The organism is Burkholderia anthina (assembly GCF_001547525.1).
GTDB classification, from domain to species: domain Bacteria; phylum Pseudomonadota; class Gammaproteobacteria; order Burkholderiales; family Burkholderiaceae; genus Burkholderia; species Burkholderia semiarida.
Window position 1 is genome coordinate 2,015,068 of sequence record NZ_LNJP01000003.1, and the last position, 25,399, is coordinate 2,040,466.

At 71.7% G+C, this 25,399-nt stretch carries 16 protein-coding genes; 8 read left to right on the plus strand and 8 right to left on the minus strand.

The features are described 5' to 3' along the window. Positions 1–28 precede the first annotated feature (28 nt). From WS64_RS28900 to WS64_RS28910, 3 genes are all read right to left on the minus strand, one after another. Positions 29–436: a DUF2000 domain-containing protein gene (locus WS64_RS28900; RefSeq protein WP_059640792.1), complete on the minus strand. Its 408-nt coding sequence runs from the start codon at positions 434–436 to the stop codon at positions 29–31. A gap of 44 nt (positions 437–480) precedes the next feature. Next, complete coding sequence (locus WS64_RS28905; RefSeq protein ID WP_060968476.1) at positions 481–1,338, minus strand: AraC family transcriptional regulator; 858 nt, start codon at positions 1,336–1,338, stop codon at positions 481–483. 73 nt (positions 1,339–1,411) lie between these two features. Then, the gene (locus tag WS64_RS28910; RefSeq protein WP_059584452.1) at positions 1,412–2,389 is read right to left on the minus strand and encodes an AraC family transcriptional regulator; all 978 of its coding nucleotides are present in this window, start codon (positions 2,387–2,389) and stop codon (positions 1,412–1,414) included. A 41-nt stretch (positions 2,390–2,430) separates the two neighbouring features. Between WS64_RS28910 and WS64_RS28915 the strand changes: the two genes are divergently transcribed. Then, positions 2,431–3,180, plus strand: coding sequence for an SDR family oxidoreductase (locus WS64_RS28915; RefSeq protein ID WP_060968477.1), 750 nt, complete (start codon positions 2,431–2,433; stop codon positions 3,178–3,180). Between the two features lie 68 nt (positions 3,181–3,248). On the opposite strand, the gene WS64_RS28920 is transcribed toward WS64_RS28915, so the two are convergent. After that, positions 3,249–4,550, minus strand: a complete 1,302-nt coding sequence (locus tag WS64_RS28920; protein WP_060968478.1) for an aspartate aminotransferase family protein — start codon at positions 4,548–4,550, stop codon at positions 3,249–3,251. 78 nt (positions 4,551–4,628) lie between these two features. Here WS64_RS28920 and WS64_RS28925 point away from each other — a divergent pair, with 78 nt between their 5' ends. Continuing rightward, complete coding sequence (locus tag WS64_RS28925; RefSeq protein WP_060968479.1) at positions 4,629–5,513, plus strand: LysR family transcriptional regulator; 885 nt, start codon at positions 4,629–4,631, stop codon at positions 5,511–5,513. Positions 5,514–5,526: 13 nt separating this feature from the next. On the opposite strand, the gene WS64_RS28930 is transcribed toward WS64_RS28925, so the two are convergent. From WS64_RS28930 to WS64_RS28945, 4 genes are read right to left on the minus strand one after another with little or no spacing between them, the layout of a single operon-like run. Further along, complete coding sequence (locus WS64_RS28930) at positions 5,527–6,960, minus strand: isochorismate synthase (RefSeq protein WP_060968480.1); 1,434 nt, start codon at positions 6,958–6,960, stop codon at positions 5,527–5,529. Continuing rightward, entirely contained in the window at positions 6,957–7,262 is a 306-nt protein-coding gene (locus tag WS64_RS28935; protein WP_059640806.1) for an isochorismate lyase, read from the minus strand. The genes WS64_RS28930 and WS64_RS28935 overlap by 4 nt, the downstream gene beginning before the upstream one ends. Continuing rightward, positions 7,259–8,032: a thioesterase II family protein gene (locus WS64_RS28940; RefSeq protein ID WP_060968481.1), complete on the minus strand. Its 774-nt coding sequence runs from the start codon at positions 8,030–8,032 to the stop codon at positions 7,259–7,261. The genes WS64_RS28935 and WS64_RS28940 overlap by 4 nt, the downstream gene beginning before the upstream one ends. After that, positions 8,029–9,681 carry a (2,3-dihydroxybenzoyl)adenylate synthase gene (locus tag WS64_RS28945; RefSeq protein WP_060968482.1) on the minus strand — a complete coding sequence of 551 codons (1,653 nt, stop codon included), beginning with the start codon at positions 9,679–9,681 and terminating at the stop codon, positions 8,029–8,031. Before WS64_RS28945 ends, WS64_RS28940 begins: the two co-directional genes overlap by 4 nt. A gap of 214 nt (positions 9,682–9,895) precedes the next feature. Between WS64_RS28945 and WS64_RS28950 the strand changes: the two genes are divergently transcribed. The 6 genes from WS64_RS28950 to WS64_RS28975 all read left to right on the plus strand — a co-directional run bounded on the left by WS64_RS28950 (position 9,896) and on the right by WS64_RS28975 (position 25,359). After that, positions 9,896–10,837, plus strand: a complete 942-nt coding sequence (locus WS64_RS28950; protein ID WP_060968483.1) for a helix-turn-helix transcriptional regulator — start codon at positions 9,896–9,898, stop codon at positions 10,835–10,837. Positions 10,838–10,960: 123 nt separating this feature from the next. Further along, positions 10,961–15,352, plus strand: a complete 4,392-nt coding sequence (locus tag WS64_RS28955; protein ID WP_060968484.1) for a non-ribosomal peptide synthetase — start codon at positions 10,961–10,963, stop codon at positions 15,350–15,352. Further along, positions 15,349–20,826 carry a non-ribosomal peptide synthetase gene (locus tag WS64_RS28960; protein ID WP_060968485.1) on the plus strand — a complete coding sequence of 1,826 codons (5,478 nt, stop codon included), beginning with the start codon at positions 15,349–15,351 and terminating at the stop codon, positions 20,824–20,826. Before WS64_RS28955 ends, WS64_RS28960 begins: the two co-directional genes overlap by 4 nt. Continuing rightward, a complete protein-coding gene (locus WS64_RS28965) occupies positions 20,823–21,875 on the plus strand; it encodes a Gfo/Idh/MocA family oxidoreductase (protein WP_060968486.1) in 1,053 nt (350 codons plus the stop codon). The genes WS64_RS28960 and WS64_RS28965 overlap by 4 nt, the downstream gene beginning before the upstream one ends. Further along, complete coding sequence (locus WS64_RS28970; RefSeq protein WP_060968487.1) at positions 21,872–23,599, plus strand: ATP-binding cassette domain-containing protein; 1,728 nt, start codon at positions 21,872–21,874, stop codon at positions 23,597–23,599. Before WS64_RS28965 ends, WS64_RS28970 begins: the two co-directional genes overlap by 4 nt. Then, complete coding sequence (locus WS64_RS28975) at positions 23,596–25,359, plus strand: ABC transporter ATP-binding protein (protein WP_060968488.1); 1,764 nt, start codon at positions 23,596–23,598, stop codon at positions 25,357–25,359. The genes WS64_RS28970 and WS64_RS28975 overlap by 4 nt, the downstream gene beginning before the upstream one ends. Positions 25,360–25,399 lie beyond the last annotated feature (40 nt).

Here is a 25,399-nt window from a genome sequence, read left to right on the forward strand (position 1 = left end):
GACGGCGAGCCGGGCACGCCGCCGGCGTTCACGCATGCAACGCCAGCCCCTTCACCGCCTTGTCCACGGCCTTCTTCGGCCCGCGCAACGCCAACCCGACCAGATCGGGATTCTCCGCATCCTCGGCACGAAACGCTTCGCGGTTGGCCGCATCGTGCCCGGTCGAGAACATCGCGCGCACGTAGGGCACGATCGTCAGTTCGCGCGACAGCGCCTGCCGGTGCGCGGCCTGCAATCCGTTCAGATCGGCCGCGAACACCAGCATCGGCTGGCCCAGCATCCTGCCGTAGCGGCGGCCGGCCGCGTCCTCGTAAGGTTCGCCGAGCGCCTCGGGCGCGCCGGCGGCGACGCCCGTCGCGAGAAACGCGACGACATTGAGTTTCTGCCACGCGGCGAGATCGTCGCGCACGATCAGCGCTACTTTGGTATCGAACATGCTTGCTCCTGGTTGGAGCGCCCATGATCCGACGCCGCGCGCGATCAGTCTGGAACGTTTGTGCAGAGTTGCCGGTACGCGGCCGGCGTGATCCGGTACGCGCGGCGGAACCAGCGGCCGAGGTGGCTCTGGTCCGCGAAGCCGACGTCGACGGCCGCCTGCGCGGGCGTGCGGCCGGCGGCCAGCAGCCGGCGCGCGGCTCGCAGCCGCAAACGCACGAGGTACGCGTGCGGCGACGTGCCGAACGCGCGCTGGAACATGCGCGTCAGCCGGAACCGGTCGATGCCGGCGACGCTCGCGAGTTCGTCGAGGCCGATGTTGTCGCCCATGTGTTCGTGCAGCAGGTCGCGCACGCGTGCGACCGCGGGCGGCACGACGCCGCTTTCCAGCACAAGCGGGCCGCCCAGATGGCTGCCGAGCCGCATCAGCAGGCGGTCGAGCGTCTGGTCGCGCGCGAGCCGGCCTTCGTTGTCGTGGAGCGCGAAGAACGCGTTCCGGATCGCATCGACGAGGCCGCGATCGTCGACGAGCGTGTGGCCGAACGTGGCTTCGACGCTGCCGAGGCCCGGCAGGTCGAGCCGGCGCGCGGCGCGCTCGACCCACGCCTGCGGCAGGTACAGCATCCCGTACGTGAAGCCGCCGGCTTCGGGCGCGTGGCCGTCGTGCATCGCGCCCGGCTCGATCAGGATCGCGCGGCCCGGCACGCTCGTATGCAGCGAGCGGTGGCACTGGAAGCGCTGCACGCCCTGTTCGGTGAAGCCGACCAGCATGTCGTCGTGGTCGTGCGCGTCGTATGCATGGCCGTTGAAATGCGCGTGCAGGCTTTCGATGCCGGTTTCCGCGTCGCGGCGCGCGACGAGCCAGTGGTCGGGTTCGCCGGTGGCTTTCGCATCTGTCGTCATCGGCTACCTCTCACGTCGTCGTTGTGTGACGGACCCTGTAAGCAGGCGGCGGAACAGCGGAGGCGCGTGCGGTTCATGCTCCGTTCACCGCCGCCTGTTCGTCGCGCGCATATTGCGCGGGTGGCCGGCCGACATGACGCGCGAACGCGACGCTGAACGTGCTCGCCGAGCTGTAGCCGACGCGCGCCGCGATTTCCGCGATGCGGCCTTCGTTGCGGCGAAGCAGATCCTTCGCGAGCGCCATGCGCCACGTCAGCAGGTATTCCATCGGCGCGACGCCGACCGCGCGGCTGAAGCGTTCGAAGAACGTCGAGCGCGACAGCGCGGCTTCCTTCGCGAGTTCGACGATCGTCCACGGGTGCGCGGGGCGTTCGTGCATCCGGCGCAGCGCGGCCGCGAGGCGGCTGTCGGCGAGCCCGCGCACGAGCCCGGGCGACGCGTGCGTGCCGGTCGTGAACCGCAGCGCCTCGATCAGCAGCACTTCCAGCAGACGCGCCAGCACGATCTCGCGGGCAGGCCGCTGCGCGCGCGATTCGTCGCGCACCAGTTGCACGAGCGTGGTCAGCCGCGGTTCGCCGCGCACGTGCACGAAGCGGGGCAGCAGCGACACCAGCAGCGATGCATCGGGCGAACCGAAACTGCAGTTGCCGGCCATCATCCGCGTATCGACCGGGTTGGCCGGATCGCCGATCCGGTATTCGCCGTGGTCGAGCATGACGGGCGGGGCGGTGTCGACGCCCGGCGGCGGCGGTTCGAGGCTCGACATCGCGACGCCGTAGGCCGCCGGAATCAGCATGAAGTCGCCGGCCAGCAGTTCGATCGGCGCATGTCCGTCGATCGCGATCCGGCAGCCGCCGTCGAGGACCGCGCAATAGAACGGCTCGCCGGCGACCGTGCGGTTGATCGCCCACGGGCTCGCGCCGCGCACGTACTTCGAGTACCGCGCGCCCGGTTGCAGCAGCGTCACGACTTCAGTCAGCGGGTCGATCATCGCCGGACTCTCGCAAAAGAAAAGCGGATTGTCGATTGTAGCGAATACGGCTCCCGCCATCTATCGTACGGACACGTGCTCAACACACCCCAGGAGTTCACATGAAGACCGTACTGATTACCGGCTGTTCCTCCGGCTTCGGCCTCGAAATCGCGCGGCATTTTCTGGCGCGCGACTGGCAGGTCGTCGCGACGATGCGCAAGCCGGCCGACGACGTGCTGCCGCCGTCGGAGCGCTTGCGCGTGCTGCCGCTCGACGTGACGAATGAGGACAGCATTCGCGCCGCGATCGACGCCGCCGGCCCGATCGACGTGCTCGTGAACAACGCGGGCTTCGGCGCGGCCGCACCGGCCGAACTCACGCCGCTCGATACGGTGCGCGCGCTGTTCGACACCAACACGATCGGCACGATCGCGGTGACGCAGGCCGTGTTGCCGCAGTTTCGCGCGCGCGGCGCCGGCGTGGTCGTGAACGTCACGTCGAGCGTCACGCTGAAGGCGCTGCCGCTGGTCGGCGCGTATCGGGCGAGCAAGGCGGCGGTGAATGCGTTCACCGAATCGATGGCGGTCGAACTCGCGCCGTTCGGCGTGCGCGCGCATCTGGTGCTGCCGGGCCGCGCGCCCGACACGCGTTTCGCCGACAACGCACGGGCCAACATGCACGGCTTCGAGCACGAAGCGTATGCGGACTTCGTCGGCAAGGCCGTGGCGCGGATGCTCGATGCGTCGGGGCCGATCACGCACGCGCAGGACGTCGCCGAAGCCGTGTGGCGCGCGGCGACCGATCCGTCGAGCCCGATGCGTATTCCGGCCGGCGCGGATGCGCAGGCGTGGGCGGCGGAAGCGGGTTGAACGATCGGGCGTCCGTCGCGCCGGCGGGTTGAACCGGTGCGACGGATCGGGCGAGGCGGCGACGGGCGCTAAAGCGCGCGGGTAATCGCCTGCTCCAGCAGCGACAGGCCGAGATCGATCTCGTCTTCGCTGACGGTCAGCGGCGGCGCGATGCGGAACACGCCGCCCATGCCGGGCAACTGCACGATGTTCATGCTGAGCCCGAGCTTCATGCACTCGCGCGTGATCTTCGCGCCGAGCCCGTCCGCCGGCTCCTTGGTGCGGCGATCCTTGACGATCTCGACGCCCAGCAGCAGCCCGCGCCCACGCACGTCGCCGATGCAGTCGAAGCGCTCCATCAGGTCGAGCAGGCCGCGCCGCAGCCGCTCGCCCATCGTGTTCGCGCGCGCGACGAGGCCGTCGCGCTGCACGACGTCGAGCACGCGCAGGCCGACGGCGGCCGGCAGCGGATCGGACACGTGCGTCGTGTAGAACAGGTAGCCGAGCGCGTGCGCGCGTTCCTCGATCGCCGCGGACGTGACCATCGCCGCGAGCGGCAGCCCGGCGCCGAGCGTCTTCGACAGCGTCAGGATGTCGGGCGTCACGCCGTCGCGCTGGCACGCGAACATCGTGCCGGTGCGGCCGACGCCCGTCTGCGCCTCGTCGAGGATCAGCAGCATCCCGCGTTCCTCGCACTTGCGCTTGAGCGCGGCCATGTAGCCTTCCGGCAGCTCGATGATCCCGCCCGAGCTGAGAATCGGCTCCGCGATGAACGCGGCGAGGTTGCCGCTCGACTGCCGGTCGATCAGGTCGAACGCGTAGTCGAGTTCGGCGAGCGGGTCGTACGCGCCGTTGCGCTCGAAGCGCGGCCGGTACGCGAACGGCGCCGGAATCGCGAACGAGCCGACCGACGCGGGGCCCACGCCCTTGCGGCCCGCGCTGTAGGTGGCCGATGCGGCGGCGCCCGTCATCCCGTGCCACGACTGCGCGAAGCCGACGATCTCGTACTTGCCGGTGACGAGCTTCGCCATCCGGATCGCCGCCTCGTTCGATTCGGCGCCGGTGCTGAGCAGCAGCGCGCGGTCGAGCCCGGCGGGTGTGATGTCGGCGAGGCGCGTCGCGAGATCGACGACCGGCCGCGACAGCATTCCGCTGAACAGGTGGTCGAGCTTGCCCGCGTATTCGCCGATGACGGACACGATTTCCGGATGGCTGTGGCCGAGCACCGCGCTCATCTGGCCCGACGTGAAATCGAGGATCGCGCGACCGTCGGCGTCGTAGACGAAGCTGCCTTTCGCGCGCTCGACGATCATCGGCTCGAACGTGCCGCCGTAGCGGACCAGGTGCTGCGTGGCGTTGCGCCAGAAGGTTGCGTCGTCGTTCAGGGACATCGGGCGGCTCCGGGCAAAAGGGCAGGGATCGCTTGCAGTCTAGGCGCGCGTCTGGTTTGATGGAAACGAATAGTTCTAATGCAAGCTAGAAGAGGGGCTAATACCTTGGCGCTTTCGCTCGAAATCGACCTGCTGCGCTCGTTCGTCGCGATCGCCGAGGTGCGCGCGCTGAGCCGCGCGGCCGCGCGCGTCGGCCGCACGCAATCCGCGCTCAGCCAGCAGATGAAGCGGCTCGAGGAAGCGGTCGACCAGCCGCTGTTCCAGCGCACCGGCCGCGGCGTCGTGCTCACGCATCCGGGCGAGCGGCTGCTCGCGCATGCGCAGCGCATCCTGCGGCTGCACGACGAGGCGATGGCCGACCTGTGCGGCACGGGGCTGTCGGGGACGATCCGGTTCGGGTGCCCGGACGATTACGCGCAAGTGTGGCTGCCGTCGCTGCTGCGGCAGTTTTCGAGCCAGCATCCGCAGGCGATCGTCGAAGTCGTGTGCGGGCCGACGCCGCGGCTCGTCGAACACCTGGAGAAGCGCGCGGTCGATCTGGCGATGATCTCCGTGCCCGACGACGGCGCGACCGACGACATCATTCGCCGCGAGCAACTGGTGTGGATCGGCTATCCGGGGCTCGAGCCCGCGCATTTCGATCCGCTGCCGCTCGCGCTGTCCGATCGGGATACGCTCGATCACCTCGCGGCGTGCGACGCGTTGAACCGCGCCGGCCGCGACTATCGTGTCGCGTATGCGAGCAGCAGCCTCGCCGGGCTGATCGCGCTGGTGCGCTCGGGGCAGGCGTTCGCGGTGATGACGCAGACGGCCGTGCCGGCCGACCTCGCGATCGTCAACGGCGACCCGCACTTGCCGCCGTTGCCCGCCGTGGGCATTACGCTGCGGTTCGACCGGAAGCGCCCGTCGCACCTGACGGCCGCTTTCGCCGACCATATCCGGCAAACGCTGCCGTTGCTTTGACGGCCGGCGCGAATCAGTCGACCGTCGACGAGGCCGACGCGGGCGTGCGGCCACGCACCGCCGCCGCCGTATCGCGCACGCGGATCGCCGCCCGCATGCCCGACAGTTTCAGTTCGGTTTCCTGATATTCGTTGGTCGGCTCGGAATCGGCGACGATGCCGCAGCCCGCGAACAGCCGGCACGCGCCGCCCGCGACGAGTGCCGAGCGCAGCGCGACGATGAAATCGCCGTTGCCGTGCGCATCGATCCAGCCGATCGGCGCCGCATACCAGCCGCGATCGAAGCCTTCGTGCGCACGGATGTGGTCGAGCGCCGGTGCGCGCGGATGGCCGGCGACCGCGGGCGTCGGGTGCAGCGCGGCGACGACCTGCAACAGCGACGCATCCGGATTCAGCGTCGCGCGGATCGGCGTGCTCAGGTGCTGCAGCTTCGGCAGCCGGTGCAGCGACGGTCGATCGGGCACGTCGAGCGCGCGCGACAGCGGCCCGAGCGCGGCGCGGATGGCGTCGACGACGAGCGCGTGTTCGAGCCGCTCCTTCGCCGAAGCCATCAGTGCGGCGCCGAGCGCACGATCGTCGTCGGGCGTCGCGCCGCGCCGGATCGTGCCGGCCAGCGCATGCGTGCGCACGTCGCCGGCCGCGACACGCGCGAGCCGTTCCGGCGTGGCGCCGACGAAGCACGCCCCTTCGCGACGGACCGCGAACAGATGCGCATGCGGGTCGCGCCGCCGCAGACGGCGCAGCAGCGGCGCGATCGCGACCGGCCGCGCGTACTGCTCGAGCACGTCGCGCGCGAGCACGACCTTGCCGAATGCGCCGTCGTGGATCGCGTCCACCGCACGACGGACTTCGTGCTGCCATTCGCTCGCCTGCAGCGCCTGCGTGTGCAGCAGTTGCGGCGCCTCGTCTTCCGCGGCCGGCGCAAGGGCGCCGAGCGAGCCGATCCGTGCAAGACACGCATGCGCGAGCGCGGCCGGATCGTCGTGGGCGGAGACGACCTGCTGGCAGACGGCCCAGTGCGCATCGCCTTCGCGCACGATCAGCAGCTTCGCCAGCGTCATGCTCGCATCGGCAAACGGCGACCAGTGCGCGCTGCGCGGGCCCCGCGAATCGAACCGGAAGCCGCCGACGAGCCGGGGCGGCTGCGGGCCGGCCGTGACCGCGTCGCGCACGAGCGTGCGCCAGCGTGCGTCGATCTGCGCGAAGCGCGTGTCGCCGGCGGCGCTCAGTTCGAGCGCGCAGTCCCAGCCGAACAGCGTGACGGACGCATCGCCGGCTTCGTGGAAGCACCACGGCGTGACGCCGTCGTCCCACGCGGCGATCAGGTCGAAGAAGTCGAGCGCGCGCAGCGGCACCGAGACCGACGCCAGCGTCGGCGTGCCGGTGGCGGAGGCGCGGCGGGCCGCCCGCGCGAACGTGTCGTGCAGCAGCGGAAGGCCGGCGGTCATGCGAGCCCCCGCTGTTGTCGCCAGTATCGGGTTTGCTGCGCGATGTACCACGCGATGAGCTGGGCGAACAGCGTCTCGACGTAGTCGGCGTCGAGGCCGGCCTGTTCGGCCCAGCGGCGCCGGTCGGGCAGCATCGCGGCCACCCGCTCCGGCGCGGCGATGCTCGCCTCGTCCGGCTTGAAGCGCGACGCGGCTTTCACGTACTGCATGCGCCGGCCGAGCGCGTCGATGATGTCGGCGTCCAGGCGATCGATCGCTTCGCGAATGTCGGGCAGCCCCGTGCAGGCGTCCGGTGTTTTCATGTGTACTCCTTTCCGTAACGAAGGGACTGGTCGATTCGTTCGACCAGATGGGCGATCACCGCCGGGTACTGGTGCCGCAGGTAGAAGTGGTCGCCGTCGAACGTCGCGACGCGGATCGGGCGCGTCGCGACGTCCTGCCACGCGTGCGCCTCGTCGCTGTCGAGCTCGGGATCGGCGAGCGGCAGCATCACGCCGAGCGGCGCGTCGATGCGTGGCGGACGCTCGCGCCGATACGTTTCGATCGCGCGGTAGTCGTCGCGGATCATCGGCAGGTAGATCGCGCGCATTTCCGGGTCGGCGAGCAGCGCGGCGTGCTCGCCGGACAGCCGGGCGACGTCGCCCGCGAGCGCGTCGTCGGATTGCAGGTGCAGATCCGACGGGCGCTGCCGGTGCGGCGGCGGCAGCGCGGAAACGGCGACGTAGAGCGGCGCGGCGCCGCGCGCCTCGAGCCGCACCGCGACCTCGTACGCGAGCGCGGCGCCGAGGCTGTGCCCGAACAGCACGAGCGGCGCGTGTGCATGGCGTTGCAGCGCGTCGGCGGCGGGGCCGGCGAGCGCGTCGATCGAGTGCAGGCACGGCTCGCCGAAGCGTTCCTCGCGGCCCGGATACTGCAGCGCGAGCAGATCGATGTCCCACGGCAACGCACGGCTCCAGCCGCGAAAGAAATTCGCGGTGCCGCCCGCGTGCGGAAAGCAGACGAGCTGCGCGCGCGGGCACGGCGACAGCCGCAACTCGCGAATCCAGTTCGACTCGGTCGGGCGCGCGCTCATGCGGCTGCCGCCTGCAACTGGCGGCGCAACAGGTCGCGCAGCGATTTCTTGCTGGTCTTGCCGATGCCGGTTTCCGGAAAGCGCGGCATGAATTCGATCCGATCGGGGATCTTGAAGGCCGCGAGCCCGCGGTCGCGCAGGTAGCGTTTCAGCATCAGTCTGGACGGAGCAGGCGCGCGTGCGACGACGAACGCGCAGGTCCGCTCGCCGAGCATCGGGTCGGGCATCGCGACGACCGCCGCGTCGTGCACCTGCGGATGCGCGAGCAGCAGGTTCTCCACTTCCTCGGCCGAGATCTTCTCGCCGCCTCGGTTGATCTGATCCTTGTCGCGGCCTTCGACGACGAGGTCGCCGTCGGCGGTGCGCCGCACGCGGTCGCCGCTGCGGTAGAAGCCGTCGGCCGTGAACGCCGTCGCGTCGTGCTCCGCGAGCCGGTAGTAGCCGCGGATCGTGTACGGGCCGCGTACCTGCAGTTCGCCGATTTCGCCGGGCGCGACCGGTGCGCCGGCTTCGTCGACGATGCGCACTTCGTCGCCTTCGGAGACGGGGCGGCCCTGCGTGCGCGCGATGCGCTCGGGCGCGTCGTCGAGCCGCGTGCAGCAGATGAGCCCTTCGGCCATGCCGAACACCTGTTGCAATCGACAGCCGAGCACGGGCGTCACGCGTGCGGCCGCGTGGTCCATCAGCCGGGCGCCGCCGACCTGCAGCACGCGCAGGCTCGACAGGTCGGCCTGCCGTTGCGGCTGCTCGTCGAGCCACAGCAGCGCGAGCGGCGGCACGAGCGCGGTATGCGTGACGCGCTCCTGCGCGATCAGCGCGAAGCTCTGGTCGGGCTCGGGTCGGGACGTCGTCACGACCCGGCCGCCCGCGAGCAGCGCGCCGATCGTGCCGGGGCAGCACAGCGTGAAGTTGTGCGCCATCGGCAGCGCGGCGAGGTAGACGGTGTCGGCATCGATACCGCTCGCGGCGCTGCACGCGCGCACGTTGTACAGGTATTCGCGATGGCGGCGCGGAATCAGCTTCGGCGTGCCGGTCGTGCCGCCCGACAACTGGAAGCACGCGATGTCGTCGGCGCGCGCCGCGCAGGCGTGCACGGGCGGCGCGTCGTACAGCGCGTCGAACGACGTGAACGCGTGATCGTCGCCGGCCATCACGACGTGCTCGAGCGTCGGGCAGTCGGCCTGCAAGGCGGCGGCGAGCGGCCGGCAGTCGAAATCGCCGAGTCGCGACGCGCCGAGGTAAGCACGCGCACCGGCGAAGCGGCAGAACGCGCCGATCTCGTAGTGACGGTGGGCCGGCAGCGCGAGCACCGGCCGCACGCCGAGCTGGAACAGCGCGAAGCACGTCTCGATGAAGCGCGCGCCGTTCGGCAACTGGACGACGACCGCGTCGCCGCGCGTGAGGCCGAGCCGTGCGAGGCCGCCCGCGAGGCGGCGGATGCGCGCCAGCAGATCGCGATAGCGCAGGCGGCGCGCGCCGTCGACGATGGCGAGCGCGTCGGGATGGCGCCGCGCGCACGCGTCGAGCGCGTCGAAGAACGTCGTGTCCTGCCAGTAGCCGGCGTCGCGGTAGCGGCGCGCGAAGTCGTCGGGCCAGTCGGGCGCGTCGGCCGGCACGGCCGCCGCCAGGGAGGAAGGGGAGGGTTGCATGCGCTGACCTTGGGTTCCGGCAAGTTGTCAGAAAATGTAAATGAGAGGTATTATCATTTGGAACAGGTGCTGCGATAGCGCCGTTTCTTTCGATATCGCGGCAATTTCGTTCGATCAGGCGCCGGTCGCGCGGCGCCCGGCCAATCCGGCCGGACAATCGGCCGGCTGCCGGTGCGTGCCGGTCCGCGCGTGCCGCCTAACCAACGGACCTCCGATGAGATCGACCTCCTTCGCTTCGTCACGACGTCACCCGCCGGTGCTCGTGCCCGGCAATCACCCGGGCGTGGTGCACATCGACGCGGGCATGAAACTCATGAGCGGCACGCTGTGCTCGGATAGCCGCGACTGGTACGAGGAGCCGCTCGAAAAAGGGCTGAAGCTCGTCCTCGTGCAGAGCGGGCAGTTGCGCTGCCGCGTGCCGGGCCAGCCCGAGCAATGCATCAAGGGGCCGGGCCTGTGCGTGATCGCCAACGACGGCGAATTCACGACGCACCAGATCTACGACCGCGACGTGCCGCTGCGCTACACGATCGTGCAGCTCGGCCTCGATGCGCTCGACCGCAACCTGAGCCTGCTGCCGGAGAAGCTGCTCGCGCCGACGGGCGGCGATCCGCGCATCGTCAGTTGCCCGGCGTCGAAGGCGCTGCAGGCGCTCGCCGTGCAGATCGCCACCTGTCCGTTCGAGGGGGCCGTGCGCGAGTACTACCTGAAGGCGAAGGCGTTCGAGCTGACCGCGCTGAGCGCGCAGTTGCTGGCCACGCAGCGGCAGTCCGCGCCGGCCGACGTGCGCGTCACGTCGTCGGATGTCGAGCGCGTGTACGCGGCGAGCGACATCCTGACGCGCGAGCTCCAGCATCCGCCGACGCTCGACGCGCTCGCGGCGCGCGTCGGGATGAATCCGCGCAAGCTGACGGCCGGCTTCCGCAAGGTGTTCGGCACGAGCGTGTACGCGTATCTGCAGGAATACCGGCTGCGGACCGCGCACGCGATGCTGTGTGCGGAGGATGCGAACGTATCGACCGTCGCGTACCGCGTCGGCTACAGCCCCGCGCATTTCTCGATCGCGTTCCGCAAGCGCTACGGCATTTCGCCGAGCGATATTCGCGTGTCGTCGAACGCGATCGACCACGAGGAACTGGCGGGCGCGGCGATCTAAAACAACTGACCGGCAGCCTAAAGGAATCGACCGGGCGCATGGGTGTTAATGAGATAGATTCTCATTCACAGGTGGCCGCCGCCGCGCGGAGCCGCCGCCGAACGACCCATACAAGGCGTGCCCATGAGCCAGACCGTTGTCGATTCCACGACCGACCATTCCGATCCTTCCTGTTGTTCTCCCGCTGATTTTCGCGCGCGGCTCGTCGAGCTGATCGCCGAGCTGCTCGACGAATCCGTCGATGAAATCGCGTCGCTCGACGACGACGAGGACCTGCTGAGCTGCGGCCTCGATTCGATCCGGTTGATGTATCTGCAGACGCGCTTGAACCGGCTCGGCCATGCGCTGACGTTCGATGCGCTCGCGCGCACGCCGACGCTCGGCGCGTGGGCCGCGTTGCTCGCGAATGCGCCGCCTGTCGCTCGGGCCGCTCGAGCCGCTCGGGCGGAAGCCGTCGTCGCTGCCGAAGCGGTCGACGTGCACGCGCCGTTCGAGTTGTCCGCGGTGCAGCAGGCGTACTGGCTCGGCCGCGGCGCCGGCGAGGTGCTCGGCAACGTGAGCTGTCACGCGTTTCTCGAATTCCGCAGCCGCGCGATCGATCCCGTTCGTCTCGACATCGCATGCCGGCGCGTGCGCGAGCGTCATCCGATGCTGCGCGCGCGTTTCGACGGCGGCCGCCAGCAGATCCTCGCCGAGTCGAATGCGCCGGTGTTCGCGCATGCGGACTGGCGCGACCGGACAGCGGCCGATGCGCAGGCCGAATGGGTGTCGCTGCGTGCGTTCCGGTCGCACGAATGCCTCGACGTCGAGCACGCGCAAGTGTTCATGATGGGACTCGTGCAGATGCCCGGCGGCGAGGATCGCGTATGGCTCAGTGTCGATCTGCTCGCGGCCGACGTCGACAGCGTGCGGCTGCTGATGCAGGAGATCGGCGTCGCGTATGCCGAGCCGGCGGCGTTGCCCGCCGCGCCGTCGACGTGGTTCCCGGCCTGGCTCGCGCGTCGCGCGGCCGAAACGCGCGATGCGCGGGCCGCGGCGCGCGACGCGTGGCAGGCGCGGCTCGCGGCGTTGCCGGAAGGGCCCGCGCTGCCGCTCGCCCGTGCGCCGGAAACGATCCGCGCGCCGCGTTTCAGCCGCGTCGCGCATACGCTGAGCGCGGACGAGCTCGCGCGCCTGCAGGCGCGCGCCGCGCAGCACGGCGTCACGCTGTCGTCGGTGTTCGGCGCGGCGTTCGCGGCCGTGCTCGCGCGCTGGAGCGGCCGGCAGGCATTCCTGCTTAACGTGCCGCTGTTCGACCGGCATGGCGATGCGCCCGACCTGGGCCGCGTGATCGCCGATTTCACGACGCTGTTGCTCGTCGAATGCGACGTGCGCGCCGATGCGAGCGCGGCCGATACGGTGCGCGCGTTCCAGCAGCGGCTGCACGGTGCGATCGCGCACGCCGCGTATCCGGCGCTCGACGTGCTGCGCGATGCGCGTCGGCAGGGCATGCCGCGCGCGGCGCCCGTCGTGTTCTCGTGCAACCTCGGCGACGAATCGTTCGTGCCCGACGCGTTCGCGCAGGTATTCGGCGATTTGCACGACATGATTTCGCAGACGCCGCAGGTGTGGCTCGACCATCAGCTCTATCGCGTGCCGGGCGGCGCGCTGCTCGCGTGGGACTGCGTCGACGGCCTGTTCCCGGACGGGATGATCGACGCGATGTTCGGCGCGTATGTCGCGTTCATGCAGGCGCTGTGCGATCGCGACTGGCGGTGGCCGATCGCGGTCGAACTCCCGTCCGCGCAGCGGCGCGTGCGCGATACGCTCAACGCGTTGCCGGCCTGCGGCCGCGCGCGCCCGCTGCATCACGATTTCTTCGCGCTGGCCGCGCGCGAGCCGGCCGCCGTGGCCCTGCGTTGCGGCGACCGCGCGGTGACGCGCGGCGAACTGGCCGCGCAGGCGCTCGCGGTCGCGGGCGGGTTGCGGGCGGCCGGAATCGGGCACGGCGATGCCGTCGAGATCAGCCTGCCGCGCGGGCCCGCGCAGGTCGCGGCCGTGTTCGGCGTGCTGGCGGCCGGCGCGTGCTACGTGCCGCTCGACGTCGCGCAGCCGGTCGCGCGCAAGGCGCTCATCGAGCGCGCGGCAGGCGTGAAAGCGGCGATCGGCGACATCGCATGCGCGGACGGGCCGCTGCCGCATGTCGGCATCGCCGCGTTGCTGCGGCATGCGCCGCTGGCCGCGCCGCTCGCGGTCGCGCCGCAGGCGACGGCCTACGTGATCTACACGTCCGGTTCGACCGGCGTGCCGAAGGGCGTCGAGATGACGCACGCGGCGGCGATCAACACGATCGATGCGATCGACGCGCTGCTCGGCGTGAGCGCGGACGACCGGCTGCTCGCGGTATCGGCGCTCGATTTCGATCTGTCGGTGTACGACCTGTTCGGCGCGCTCGGGGCGGGCGCCGAACTGGTGCTGCCGACGCAGGACGAAGCGCGCGATGCGGCGCGCTGGATCGAACTGATCGCGCAGCACCGCGTGACGCTGTGGAACTCTGCGCCCGCGCTGCTGGAAATGGCGCTGGCCGTGCCGGCGGCGAGCGACGCGTGCCGCAGCGTGCGCGCGGCGCTGCTGTCCGGCGACTGGATCGCGCTCGACCTGCCGGCGCGCCTGCGCGAGCGCTGCGGCGATGCCTGTGCGTTCCACGCGCTCGGCGGCGCGACCGAAGCCGGCATCTGGTCGAACGTGCAGACGGTGCGCGACGTGCCGCCGCACTGGCGTTCGATTCCGTACGGCCGGCCATTGCCGGGGCAGGCGTATCGCGTCGTCGATGGCGACGGGCGCGATGCGCCCGATTACGTGCCGGGCGAATTGCTGATCGGCGGCGACAGTCTCGCGCGCGGCTACCGGAACGATCCCGAGCTGACCGCGCAGCGCTTCGTGCAGCACGCGTCGGGCCGCTGGTATCGCACCGGCGATCGCGGCCGCTACTGGCCGGACGGGACGCTCGAATTCCTCGGGCGCGAGGATCGGCAGGTGAAGGTGCGCGGGCACCGGATCGAACTTGGTGAGATCGAGGCGGCGCTGGCCGCGCATCCGCTGATCGACGGCGCGTGCGCGAGCGTCGTCCACGGCGAGGCCGCGCGCATCGTCGCGGCGTTCGTGCCGGCCGATCGCGCGGCAGCGGACACGGCGCCGTCATCGCTCGCCGAGGCCGGCATGGCCGACACGATGCCGGCGGAAGCGGCCGTCGCGCGCGCCGTCGCCGGCCGGCTGCTCGATGATGACGCGGGCCTGCCGCCGTCGCTGCGCGCGCATTGGCACGCAAACGGCGACGCATCGATGGCCGTCGACGCGGCGCTCGATCGGCTCGACTGGCAGGCAACCGATCTGGGCGAGCTGACGGCCGCGCTGCGCGCGCTCGCCGCCGATCCGGATACCGCCGCGCAGCGCGTGCCGCTGGACCCGTGCGTGGCGCCGCTCGCGTTCGCGACGCGTTTGCCGGACGGCGCCCGCGCGTTGCGCGCGTTCGCCGCCGCGCTGGACGCGCAGGCCGCGGCACACGCAGGGGCATTGCGCGTCGCGGTGCTCGATGCGCGCGCGGGCCAGGCGCTCGATGCGGGGCTCGGCGTGCTCGACGATCCACGCTTCGACGTGACGCTGTTCGACGTGTCGCCCGGCCTGCTGCACGACGCCGGGGCACGCTTCACGCGAACGCTGCCGGCGTTGCAGACGATGCAGGACGGCTTGCTGCCCGCCCGTCATCTCGGCGCATTCGATTGCGTGATCAGTTTCGCGGCGGCGCACCTGCGCGACGATCCGCGCGACGCGTTCCGGATCGCGGCCGCGCTGCTCGCGCGGGACGGCCGCCTGCTGCTCGCCGACGTGCTGCGCGATTCGCCGCTGCGCGAACTCGTCGCGGGCGTCGTGGGCGATGCGTCGCCGCCGCGGCTGTTCGCCCACGACGCGCTTGCGGCGGCCGCGCACGCATGCGGCTTTGCGGTCGATGCGCGGAGCTGGCGCTCGGCGGCGTTCGCGTGCATCGATGCGCGCCGGACCGGCGAGCCGATCGCGCAGGCGGCGCTGGCCGACTGGCTGCGCGACCGGTTGCCCGACGCGATGCGCCCCGATGCGCTGTGGTGGGCGCCGCGCTGGCCGCTGAACGCGAACGGCAAGATCGATCGCCGGGCGTTGGGGGACGCGCTCGCGCGCGCACTCGGCGACGCACCGGCCGCGCACGACGCGTTCGTGCCGGCCGACGATCGGCACGCGACATTGCTCGCCTGCTGGGAGCAGGCGCTCGGCCGCGCGGCGAACGCGCGTGACGCGACGTTCTTCTCGCTCGGCGGCGACAGCCTGCTCGCGACACGGCTGCTCGCGCAACTGCGCGAGCGGCTCGGCGTGCGGATCGGGATGGCCGCGTTCTACCGGCAGCCGACGCTCGCCGGTCTCGCGGCGCAGCTCGACGCACTGACGCCTGCGGCGCCTGCCGATGGCGACGCATCGTTCGCGACGATCGAGGAGGGCGTGCTGTGAGCTTCGACGACGTGCTCGATCTCTGCCGCGAACGGCAGATCGAACTGTGGTGCGACGACGGCGGCCAGTTGCGCTATCGCGCGCCGGCCGGCGCGCTCGACGCGGATCTCGCCGCGCGCATCAAGGCCGAACGCGATGCGTTCGTCCGTTTCCTTCAGGGCGGCGCGTGGCGCAGCGATCCAGCGCGCCAGTACGAACGGTTCGCGCTGACGCCGGTACAGGCCGCGTACGTGCTCGGCCGGCACGAATCGTTCGACTTCGGCGGCAGCGCCTGCCATCTGTACGTCGAATACGACGAACCGAAGGATCTCGACTGCGTGCGCTTCGAAGCCGCGTGGAATGCATGCGTCGCCCGCCATCCGATGCTGCGCGCGATCGTCGAGGACAACGCATGGCAGCGCGTGCTGCCCGATGTGCCGTGGCAGCCGCTCACCGTGCACGACCTGCGCGACGCCGACGCGAACGCATTCGACGCCCACCTGAACCGCGTGCGCGAGCGCCTCGACCATGCGGTGCACGCGCTCGACCGCTGGCCGGTGCTGCAGCCGGAAGTGAGCGTCGGGCCGGACGGCGCGGTGCTGCACCTGTCCGTGGATTTCACGTTGATCGACTACGCGAGCCTGCAATTGCTGCTCGCCGAATGGCGGCGCCGTTACGACGATCCGCAATGGCAACCGGCGCCGCTCGACGCGACGTTCCGCGACTATGTGATGCATGAAGCGCAGGCCGGCACGCGTGCCGACCATGCACGCGACAAGGCGTGGTGGCTCGCCCGGCTCGACGATCTGCCCGCACGTCCCGATCTGCCGGTGGTGCCCGCGCTGCGCGCCGACGGGCGGCCGCGCTTCACGCATCGGCATGCGCGGCTCGATCGCGCGCAATGGGCCGCGCTGAGCGGCCATGCGAGCCGTTTCGGGCTGAGCGCGGCGAGCGTCGCGCTGGCCGCGTTCGCCGAGGTCGTCGGCCGCTGGAGCCAAGCGCCGGCGTTCTGCCTGAACCTGACGGTGCTGAACCGTCCGCCCGTGCATCCGCGCATCGATGCGGTACTCGGCGATTTCACCGCACTGAGCCTGCTTGCCGTCGACACGACGCACGGGCGCGATTTCGTCGAGCGCGCCCGCACAATTGGCGCGCGAATGTTCGACGATCTCGACCATCGCGCGTTCACCGGCGTCGACGTGATGCGCGAACTCGCGCGGCGGCGCGGCAAGGATGCGGCGCTGATGCCGGTGGTGTTCACGAGCGGAATCGGCAGCGTCGGGCGCCTGCTCGGCGAGCACGCGGCGCGCGCCGAACCGCCGCGCTACATGATCAGCCAGACGCCGCAGGTGTGGCTCGACTGCCAGGTGACCGACCAGTTCGGCGGGCTGGAAATCGGCTGGGACGTGCGCGACGACCTGTTTCCGCACGGCATGCCGTCCGCGATGTTCGATGCGTATGTCGCGCTGCTGGGCCGGCTGGCCGACGATGCCGAATGGTGGTCGCGCGCGGGCGACATCGTATTGCCGTCCGCCGCGCCCGTCGCCGACGTGCATCCGGACGCCGATACGCATCTCGCGGCCGGGTTCGCCGCGCAGGCGCTGCGCACGCCCGATGCGCCGGTCGTGATCGATGCGCGGGGCGCACGCACGTACCGCGAGGTCGCGCAACATGCGGCGGCGCTGCGTGGCGCGCTCGAACGGGCCGGCGTCGGCGTGGGCGATACCGTCGCGGTGCTGATGCCGAAGTGCGCGCACCAGCTCGCGGCCGTGCTCGCGATCGTCCAGGCGGGCGCCGCGTACGTCCCGGTCGACAGCCGCCAGCCGGCGCTGCGGCAGCAGGCGATCCTGCGCAATGCGCGGGTGCGCGCGGTCGTCAGCGTGCAGGCACTCGCGTTCGAACACGATGGTTGCGTGCGCATCGATATCGATGCATTGCCGATCGATCCGCAATGGCCGCCGCGCGCCGCGCGCGACGTCGCCCCCGATGCGTTGGCTTACGTGATCTACACGTCGGGCTCCACCGGCGAGCCGAAGGGCGTGATGCTGAGCCACGCGGCGGTGTGCAACACGCTCGCCGACATCAACGCGCGGCATGCGGTCGGCGCGGGCGACGTGGTGCTGGACCTGGCCGAACTGAGCTTCGACTTGTCCGTGTACGACTTTTTCGGCGCGACCGCGCGCGGGGCGTGCGTCGTGCTGCCCGACCCGGCGCGCGGCAACGATCCGTCGCACTGGGCCGAGTTGATGGCGCGCCATCGCGTGACGGTGTGGAACTCGGTGCCGGCACAGGGGCAGATGCTGATCGACTACCTCGAAGGCGAGCCGGCGCTCGACGTGCCGGGCCCGCGCCGCGTGCTGTGGTCGGGCGACTGGATTCCGGTGACGCTGCCGGCCCGCTGGTGGCGCCGCTGGCCCGACAGCGCGCTGTTCAGCCTCGGCGGCGCGACCGAGGCGTCGATCTGGTCGATCGAGCATCCGATCCGTCCGGAGGATACGCAGCTCGCGAGCATTCCGTACGGCCGCGCGCTGACCGGGCAGACGATGGAAGTGCTCGACGCACTCGGCCGGCCGTGCCCGCCCGGCGTGCGCGGGGAAATCCATATCGGCGGCGTCGGGCTCGCGACGGGCTACGCGAACGATCCCGTGCGCACGGCCGAACGGTTCATCCGTCATCCGGACGGGCGCCGGCTTTACCGCACCGGCGACCTCGGGCGCGTGCGGGCCGACGGCTCGCTCGAATTCCTCGGCCGGCAGGACGATCAGGTGAAGATCCGCGGCTACCGGATCGAGCTGGCCGAGATCGACGCGGCGCTGACCGCGCATCCGCTCGTCGGCGCGGCCGCGACGATCGTGCTCGGCGACGGCGCGGAGCGCCGGCTCGCCAGCTTCGTGTCGCTGCACGGCGCGGACGCGCCTCCGTCGGCGCAGGACGACGCGCTGCACGAGATCGCGACGCATGTGCGTGCGGCATTCGACACGGCGCGCTGGCCCGCGCAGGCGGACGTGTCGCGCTCGGTCGCGCAACTCGAAACGGCGTGCGTGGCGTCGCTCGCCGCGTGGATCGTGCCGGCCGGCGGCCTGACGGCCGACGGCTCGACCGGCTTCGCGACGCTGTGCGAGCGGCTGCGTGTGCCGGCGGCGCGACGGCATCTGCTGCGCCACTGGCTCGCGATGCTGGTCGCGCACGGCGTGCTGGATGCGGACGGCGAAGACGGCTGGCGCATGCGGCCCGATGCCGGCGTCGTCGACGCGCTCGCATGCTGGGATGCATTCGCGCAGCACGCATCGCCCGATCTGTGGCCGGCCGTCCTCGTCGATTATTTCCGCGACAGCGCGGGATGCCTCGATGCGCAGATCGACGGCAGCGTATCGCCGGCCGGCCTGATGTTCCCGGAAGGCACCGCGCATATCGCCGAAGCGATGTACAGCGACGGCGAGCACGCCCGCGCGCTGCATCGCGGGATGGCGCAGGCCGTGCGGGCGGTCGTCGCGCGCGAGCCTCGGCGCGCGTGGCGCATTCTCGAAATCGGCGCGGGCACGGCCGCCGCGACGCGGGCGATCGTCGATGCGCTCGCGCCGCTCGTCGAAGCCGGCACGCGCATCGATTACCTGTTCAGCGACGTGTCGAGCTACTTCCTCGCAGCCGCGCGCGAGCGTTTCGCCGCGTATCCGTGGATGCGCTTCGTGCGCTTCGACATGAACGCGCGATGCGACGCGCAGGGCATCGCGCCGCATTCGGTCGATATGACGATCAGCTCCGGCGCGCTGAACAATGCGCGCGACACGGTCGCGCTGATCGCCGGCTTGCGCGCGCTGTCGGCGCCTGACGCGTGGTGGGTGATCCAGGAACTGACGGCCGAGCATCCGGAAATCAGCATCAGCCAGGCGCTGATGATGGAGACGCCGGACGATGCGCGGGCCGCATCGGCGCGATTGTTCGTGCCGCATGCGCAGTGGCTCGAATGGCTGCAGGCCGAAGCGGGCGATCGCGCGCTCGGTTGCGTCGCACCCGGCACGCCGCTCGCCGCGCTCGGCTACGACATCCTGCTGGCCCACGTGAAGCGCGGCGCGGCGCGCCTCGCGCCGGATGCGCTGCTGGCGTTCGTAGCCGAGCGCGTGCCGGGCTACATGGTGCCGTCGCAACTGCGCGTGCTCGAACGTTTGCCGGTGACCGCGAACGGCAAGATCGACCGCCGCACGCTGGCCGGCATCGCCGAGATCCGCGAACCGGCGCCGGCCGTGGCCCGATCGGCGCCCGCACCGGCGGCCGATCCGCTGTTGGCGCGGCTGATCGGCCTGTGGGAAACCGTGCTCGATACGCGCAACGTCTCGCCGGATCAGGACTTCTTCGCCGCCGGCGGTGATTCGCTGCTGATCGCGCAACTCGTGTCGCGGCTGCGCGGCGAGGAACCGCTCGCGCATGCGCATCCGTTCGACCGGCTGCTGCGCTGGGTGCTCGCGCAGCCGACGCCGGCCGCGTTCGCGCAATGCCTGCGCGACGCGAGCGCGCAGCCGGCGGGCGCGATACCGACGGCCGCGCCTGCCGCCTCGCGCACGCCGCCTGCATCGGCGGTCGTCCATGCGCCGGCGCCGCGCGTGCGCGCGGCGGTGCGCCCGATTCCGCTCGCGCCCGGCGACGGCGTGCCGCGCGTGATCGTGCACGAAGGGCTCGGCACCGTGCATGCGTATCGTCCGGTGCTTCCCGCGCTCGCGCGGCTCGGCCCGGTGCTCGGCTTCGCGGTGCGCGACGCGCAGGACTACCTCGACCTGCCGGTGCGCCACCTGAACGCGACGCTCGGCCGGCGCTACGCGGATGCGCTGTGGCGCAGCGGCGTGCGTGAGGTCGACGTGCTGGGCTATTGCTCGGGCGGGCTGGTCGCGCTCGAAATGGCGAAGTCGCTGGTGCAGCTCGGCGTCGCGGTGCGCACGCTCGACATCGTGTCGAGCTACCGGATTCCGTACCTGATCGAGGACGAACGGCTCGTGCTGTTCAACTTCGCGGCGACGCTCGGGCTGCCGCTCGATGCGCTCGGCTTCCCGGAAACGTACGTGCTGGCCGACGCGCTCGCCGACGCGTTGAAGGCCGACCCCGCGCGGCTCGCGCCCGGCAGCCTGCAGGCGCAGCTCGAGATCTTCGGCGATTGCTGCGAGCCGGTCGATGCGCTGCGCCGCCGCGTGTTGCGCGCGGCGGCCGGCCTGTCGATGCAGGACGAACTCGCGCATCCGCTGCTCGACGAGCGCGAACGGCTTTACCGGCTCTTCATGCATTCGGTGCAGGCGTGCCACTGGGCCGGCGATGCGCCGTATGCGGGCGCGCTGCGGCTGTTCGTGCCGGAGCGCTGCAATCCGCTGATTCCGCAGCAGCGCGCGGCGCTCACCGATTACTGGACGGCGCAGGCGCTCGGCGGCATCACGGCCGTCGATATCCCTGGCGGTCATTTCGACTGCCTGAACGCCGCGTTCGTCGACACGCACCTGAAGGAGGCACGATGAAGGTCCATCCGCTGCCGGTCGTCGTGGCCGGCTCCCGTTTCGGCCAGTTCTATGCGGCGGGCCTCGCGGCGTCCGGTTCGTATCGCGTCGCCGGCATTCTCGGGCGGGGCAGCGCGCGCACCGCGGCGTTGGCCGCGCGCGTCGGCGCGCCGGTGTTCGACCGCGTCGAAGCGCTGCCCGACGACGTGCGCGTCGCCTGCGTCGCCGTCGGCGGCGCGGCGCGCGGCGAGCAAGGCGCCGCGCTCGCGTGCCGGCTGCTCGAACGCGGGATCGACGTCGCGATCGAGCATCCGCTGCTGCCCGACGAATGGGACGGCGTGCTGCGCACCGCGTCGCGCCTGGGTCGCCGCTGCCTGCTCAACAGCTTCTATCCGAACCTGCCGGTCGTCGCGCGCTTCATCGCGGTCGCGCGACGGCTGTGCGAGACGAGCGCGCCCGTGCATGCCGATGTGGCGTGCTCGGTGCAGGCGAGCTACGCGGCGCTCGACGTGCTCGCGGCCGCGTTGCAGGGTGTCGGGCCGTGGTCGGTCGAACCGATCGGGCCGGCGCTGTCGTCGATGCGCGAATGCGCGCTGGTGCTCGCCGAAACGCCGGTGTCGCTGCGCGTGCACAACGAGATGGCGGCGGCCGACGACGGCCGGATGAGCCTGTTGTTCAGCATCACGCTGACGACCGACGCCGGCACCTGGACGCTCGCGTCGCCGCACGGCCCGCTGTGGTGGGCGCCCGCGCTGCGCGAGCCGGCGACCGACGACGACGGCCTCTTTCCGATCTTCGGCGAGCCGGCCGGCGACACCATGCCGAGCATCCAGATCTGCGACGACGCGCGGGACACGTGGGGCGAGATTTACGCGCGAAGCTGGCCGCAAGCCGCCGTGCGTGCGGTCGATCGGCTCGTGTCCGGCGAAGGGCTGCATGCGTGCAACCAGCGCGGCATCGACGTGGCGCGCGTCTGGCAGCAGTTGACCGCGCAACTCGGTTTTCCGGAGCAGCCGCCGGGCGATGCGCGCGCCGCGACGCTCGGCATGCTGCTGGAGCGTGCCGCATGAACGGGCCGCTGCTTTCGATGTTGCGGCCGTTCGCGGCGCCGCTCGTCGCCGCGGTGGCGTTGCAGGCGCTGGCCGGCATCGCGTCGCTCGTGCCGTGGCTCGCGCTCGCGCATTTCGCCGACGCATGGCGCGTCGCGACACGGCTCGACGCGGCCGGGCGCGTGTGGCTCGTCGCCGCCGTGGCGGCCGGCGCGTGCTGGCTGGGCGGCCAGACGGTCGCGCTGCACCTGACGCACCGCGTCGACGCCGATCTCGGCGACCGTCTGCGCAAGCGCCTCGCCGATCATCTGCAGCGTTTGCCGCTGGGCTGGTTCGCGCGCGCGGGCAGCGACCGCGTCGCGCGCCACGTCGATCAGGACGTGCGCGCGCTGCATCAGCTCGTCGCGCATGCGCCGGCCGATCTCACGCAGCTCGTCGTCGTGCCGTGCGCGGCGCTCGCGTGCCTGCTTTACCTGAATCCCGTGCTGCTCGCGTTCGCGCTCGCGCCGCTCGCCGCCGGTGCGGCGCTGTTCCGCTGGATGCGCTCGGCGCGATTCGCGCCGGCCTTCGCGGCGCGCAACGCGGCGCTCGAACGATTGATGGGCGACTACGCGCAGCTCGCGCAGAATCCGGCGCTCGTGCGGCAGTATCCGGGCGCCGGCATCGAGGCGGCCGCGCTGGCGTCGGCCGGGCATTTCTCGCACGCGTTCTCGGCGTGGGTCGGCCGCATCGGCGGGCTCGGCGCCTGCACACAGGTGCTGCTCGGCACGCCGTTCCTGCTTGCGTGGGTCGTGTTCGGCGCGACGTGGCTGACGGCCGGGCAGTTGCCGGTCGGCACGCTGTGCGCGTTCGCGCTGCTGGTCTGGGCCATCGCGGCGCCGGTGCGCGCGCTCGGTCATGGCGCCGATGCGTTGCGCGAGGCGCGCGCGGCCGCCGCGCGGCTCGACGCGTTGCTCGCGCAGCCGGGCTTGCCGGAACCCGCCGACGGCGCGGCGCAGGTGCCGCGCGATGCGTCGATCGAACTGCGCGGCGTGCAGGTCGACATCGACGGCGAGCCGATCCTGCGCGACATCGATGCGACGATCGCGGCCGGCACGACCACCGCGATCGTCGGGCCGTCGGGCGCGGGCAAGAGCACGCTGCTGATGCTGCTCGCGCGCTTCATGGATCCGGATCGCGGCACGGTGCGGCTCGGCGGCGCCGATCTGCGCCGGCTCACATCGCAGACGCGCCGCGAACAGGTTGCGATGGTGTTCCAGCAAGCGACGGCGCTCGACGATGTGTCGATTGCCGCGAACATCGCGCTGTACCGGCCCGATGCCGATCGCGACGCGATTCGCGCCGCCGCGCGCGCGGCCTGTCTCGACGCGCGCATCGACGCATTGCCGGGCGGCTACGACTGCGTGTGCGGGCGCGACGTGCGCCTGTCCGGCGGCGAACTGCAGCGGCTGTCGATCGCGCGTGCGCTGCTGTCGCGCGCGCCGTTGCTGCTGCTCGACGAACCGGCGTCGGCGCTCGATCCGCAAACCGGGCGCGCGTTGCGCAACGCGCTGCGCGCCGACACGCGCACGCGCGTGATCGTCAGCCACGATCTCGATGCGATCCGGCACGCGGACCAGATTCTCGTGATGGAACGCGGCCGCATCGTCGAACGCGGCACGCATGCGGCGCTGCTCGCCGCGCACGGGCTGTATGCGCGGCTCTGGCGCGAACGCGGCGCCGCAGGCGGGGAGGCCGCACGATGATGCAGTCGCTCGAACGTTTGCAGTGCCTGCCGCGCGACACGCGCCGCGCGCTGTGGCGCGGCGTGGGCTGCGCGCTGGCCGCCGCGTTGCTCGACGGCGCGTGCGGGCTGCTGCTCGTGCCGCTGATCCGCGCGTGGTTTGCCGGCGCGCAGGCGGCCGCGCTGCACTGGACGGCCGTGCTCGGCGCGCTGACGCTGTGCCATGCGCTCGTGCTGTACGTCGCGCAGCTTCGCGGCTATCGCGCGGGCGGCGCGCTGGCCGTCGGCCTCGTCGAACGCCTCGTGCGGCACCTGCCGCGCGTCGCGTCGTGGCAGACCGTGCGCGACAGTCATCCGGCCGGGTTGCTGCGCGGGCCGGTGATGCAGGCGATGGGGATTCCCGCGCATCTGCTCGGGCCGTTGATCGGCGCGGTCGTCACGCCGCTTGCGGTCGTCGCGGGGCTCGCGTGGATCGACTGGCGCATCGCGTTGTGCCTCGGGGCGGCGGCCGGGCTGCTGTTCGCGCTGCTGGAGCGTGGCGGCGCCCGCACGCTCGCGTTCGAACAGGCGCGCGCCGCCGGCGATCGCGACATGGCCGTGCAGCTTCAGACCTTCGCCGCGCATCAGGGATTGCTGCGCTTCGCGGGCCGGGACGGCGACGCGCGCGCGGCGCTGCAGCGCGCGTTCGACGAACGGCATCGCCGCACGCGCGCGCTGATGCGGCGCTCGCTGCCGATCGAACTCGGCTTCGCGGGCGCGGTGCAGGGCGTGTTCGTCGCGATGCTGGTCGGCGGCGCGTGGGCCGTCGCGGCCGGCCGGCTCGACGCGGCGACGGCCGTGGCGGTGCTCGTGCTGCTCGTGCGCTTCATCGAGCCGCTCGCGCAGCTCACGCAGCTCGATCAGGCATTGCGCGGCGGCTGGCGCGCGCTCGACACCGTGCTCGCGGTGCTGCACGCGCCGCGTTTCGACAGCCCCGAGCGCGGCACGCCGGTACACGACGCGAGCGTCGACGCGGTGTGCGTCGGCTATCGGTCGGCGAGCGGCGCGACGCTGCTCGACGGGGTCGACCTGCATTGTCCGGCGGGCGGCTTCGTCGCGATCGTCGGCCCCACGGGCGCGGGCAAGAGCACGCTGCTCGGCCTGCTCGCGCGGCTCGACGATCCGTGCGCCGGGCGCGTGCTGCTCGGCCGTTCGGACGTGCGGCACCTGAGCGAGGCGACGCTCGCCGCGACGCGCAACCTCGTGTTCCAGGACAACGGGCTGTTTCGCGGCAGCCTCGCATGGAACGTGCGGATGGGGCGGCCGGACGCGACCGATGCGCAGTTGCGCGCCGCGCTGGACGCGGTCGGCCTGCTGCGCGACGCCGAGCGCCTGCCGGACGGCCTCGACACCGACGTGGGGCCGGGCGGCCAGTTGCTGTCGGGCGGGCAGCGCCAGCGGGCGTGCCTCGCGCGGGCGCTGCTCGCGCGGGCGCCGGTGCTGATGTTCGACGAGCCGACCGCGAGCCTCGACGAACTGAGCGCGCGGCGCGTGCGCGACAGTCTCGTCGCGCTGCGCGGGCAGCGCACGCGCATCGTCGTCACGCACCAGCCGGCGCTCGCGGCGGCCGCCGACACGATCGTCGTGCTCGACGCGGGCCGCATCCGGGCGACCGGCACGCATGCGCAACTGATCGAGACCGATGCATGGTACGCGACGTTCGCCCGCGCCGGCCAGCCGCCCGACGGGGCGCCGCCCGCCGGCGGGGGCGAGGAAATCCGTCCGGCCGAATCCGAACAGTGACGTGAACAATGCGGGCCGCCGTGCCCGGAATCGATAGGAA

Excerpts from the sequence above, each read along its gene's own strand:
- WS64_RS28910 (WP_059584452.1), bottom strand. The coding sequence starts at position 2,389 with ATGGCGGGAGCCGTATTCGCTACAATCGACAATCCGCTTTTCTTTTGC.
- WS64_RS28925 (WP_060968479.1), top strand. The coding sequence starts at position 4,629 with ATGCAAGCTAGAAGAGGGGCTAATACCTTGGCGCTTTCGCTCGAAATC.
- WS64_RS28945 (WP_060968482.1), bottom strand. The coding sequence starts at position 9,681 with ATGCAACCCTCCCCTTCCTCCCTGGCGGCGGCCGTGCCGGCCGACGCG.
- WS64_RS28950 (WP_060968483.1), top strand. The coding sequence starts at position 9,896 with ATGAGATCGACCTCCTTCGCTTCGTCACGACGTCACCCGCCGGTGCTC.
- WS64_RS28955 (WP_060968484.1), top strand. The coding sequence starts at position 10,961 with ATGAGCCAGACCGTTGTCGATTCCACGACCGACCATTCCGATCCTTCC.
- WS64_RS28915 (WP_060968477.1), top strand. The coding sequence starts at position 2,431 with ATGAAGACCGTACTGATTACCGGCTGTTCCTCCGGCTTCGGCCTCGAA.
- WS64_RS28975 (WP_060968488.1), top strand. The coding sequence starts at position 23,596 with ATGATGCAGTCGCTCGAACGTTTGCAGTGCCTGCCGCGCGACACGCGC.
- WS64_RS28905 (WP_060968476.1), bottom strand. The coding sequence starts at position 1,338 with ATGACGACAGATGCGAAAGCCACCGGCGAACCCGACCACTGGCTCGTC.
- WS64_RS28970 (WP_060968487.1), top strand. The coding sequence starts at position 21,872 with ATGAACGGGCCGCTGCTTTCGATGTTGCGGCCGTTCGCGGCGCCGCTC.
- WS64_RS28920 (WP_060968478.1), bottom strand. The coding sequence starts at position 4,550 with ATGTCCCTGAACGACGACGCAACCTTCTGGCGCAACGCCACGCAGCAC.
- WS64_RS28900 (WP_059640792.1), bottom strand. The coding sequence starts at position 436 with ATGTTCGATACCAAAGTAGCGCTGATCGTGCGCGACGATCTCGCCGCG.
- WS64_RS28930 (WP_060968480.1), bottom strand. The coding sequence starts at position 6,960 with ATGACCGCCGGCCTTCCGCTGCTGCACGACACGTTCGCGCGGGCGGCC.
- WS64_RS28935 (WP_059640806.1), bottom strand. The coding sequence starts at position 7,262 with ATGAAAACACCGGACGCCTGCACGGGGCTGCCCGACATTCGCGAAGCG.
- WS64_RS28940 (WP_060968481.1), bottom strand. The coding sequence starts at position 8,032 with ATGAGCGCGCGCCCGACCGAGTCGAACTGGATTCGCGAGTTGCGGCTG.
- WS64_RS28965 (WP_060968486.1), top strand. The coding sequence starts at position 20,823 with ATGAAGGTCCATCCGCTGCCGGTCGTCGTGGCCGGCTCCCGTTTCGGC.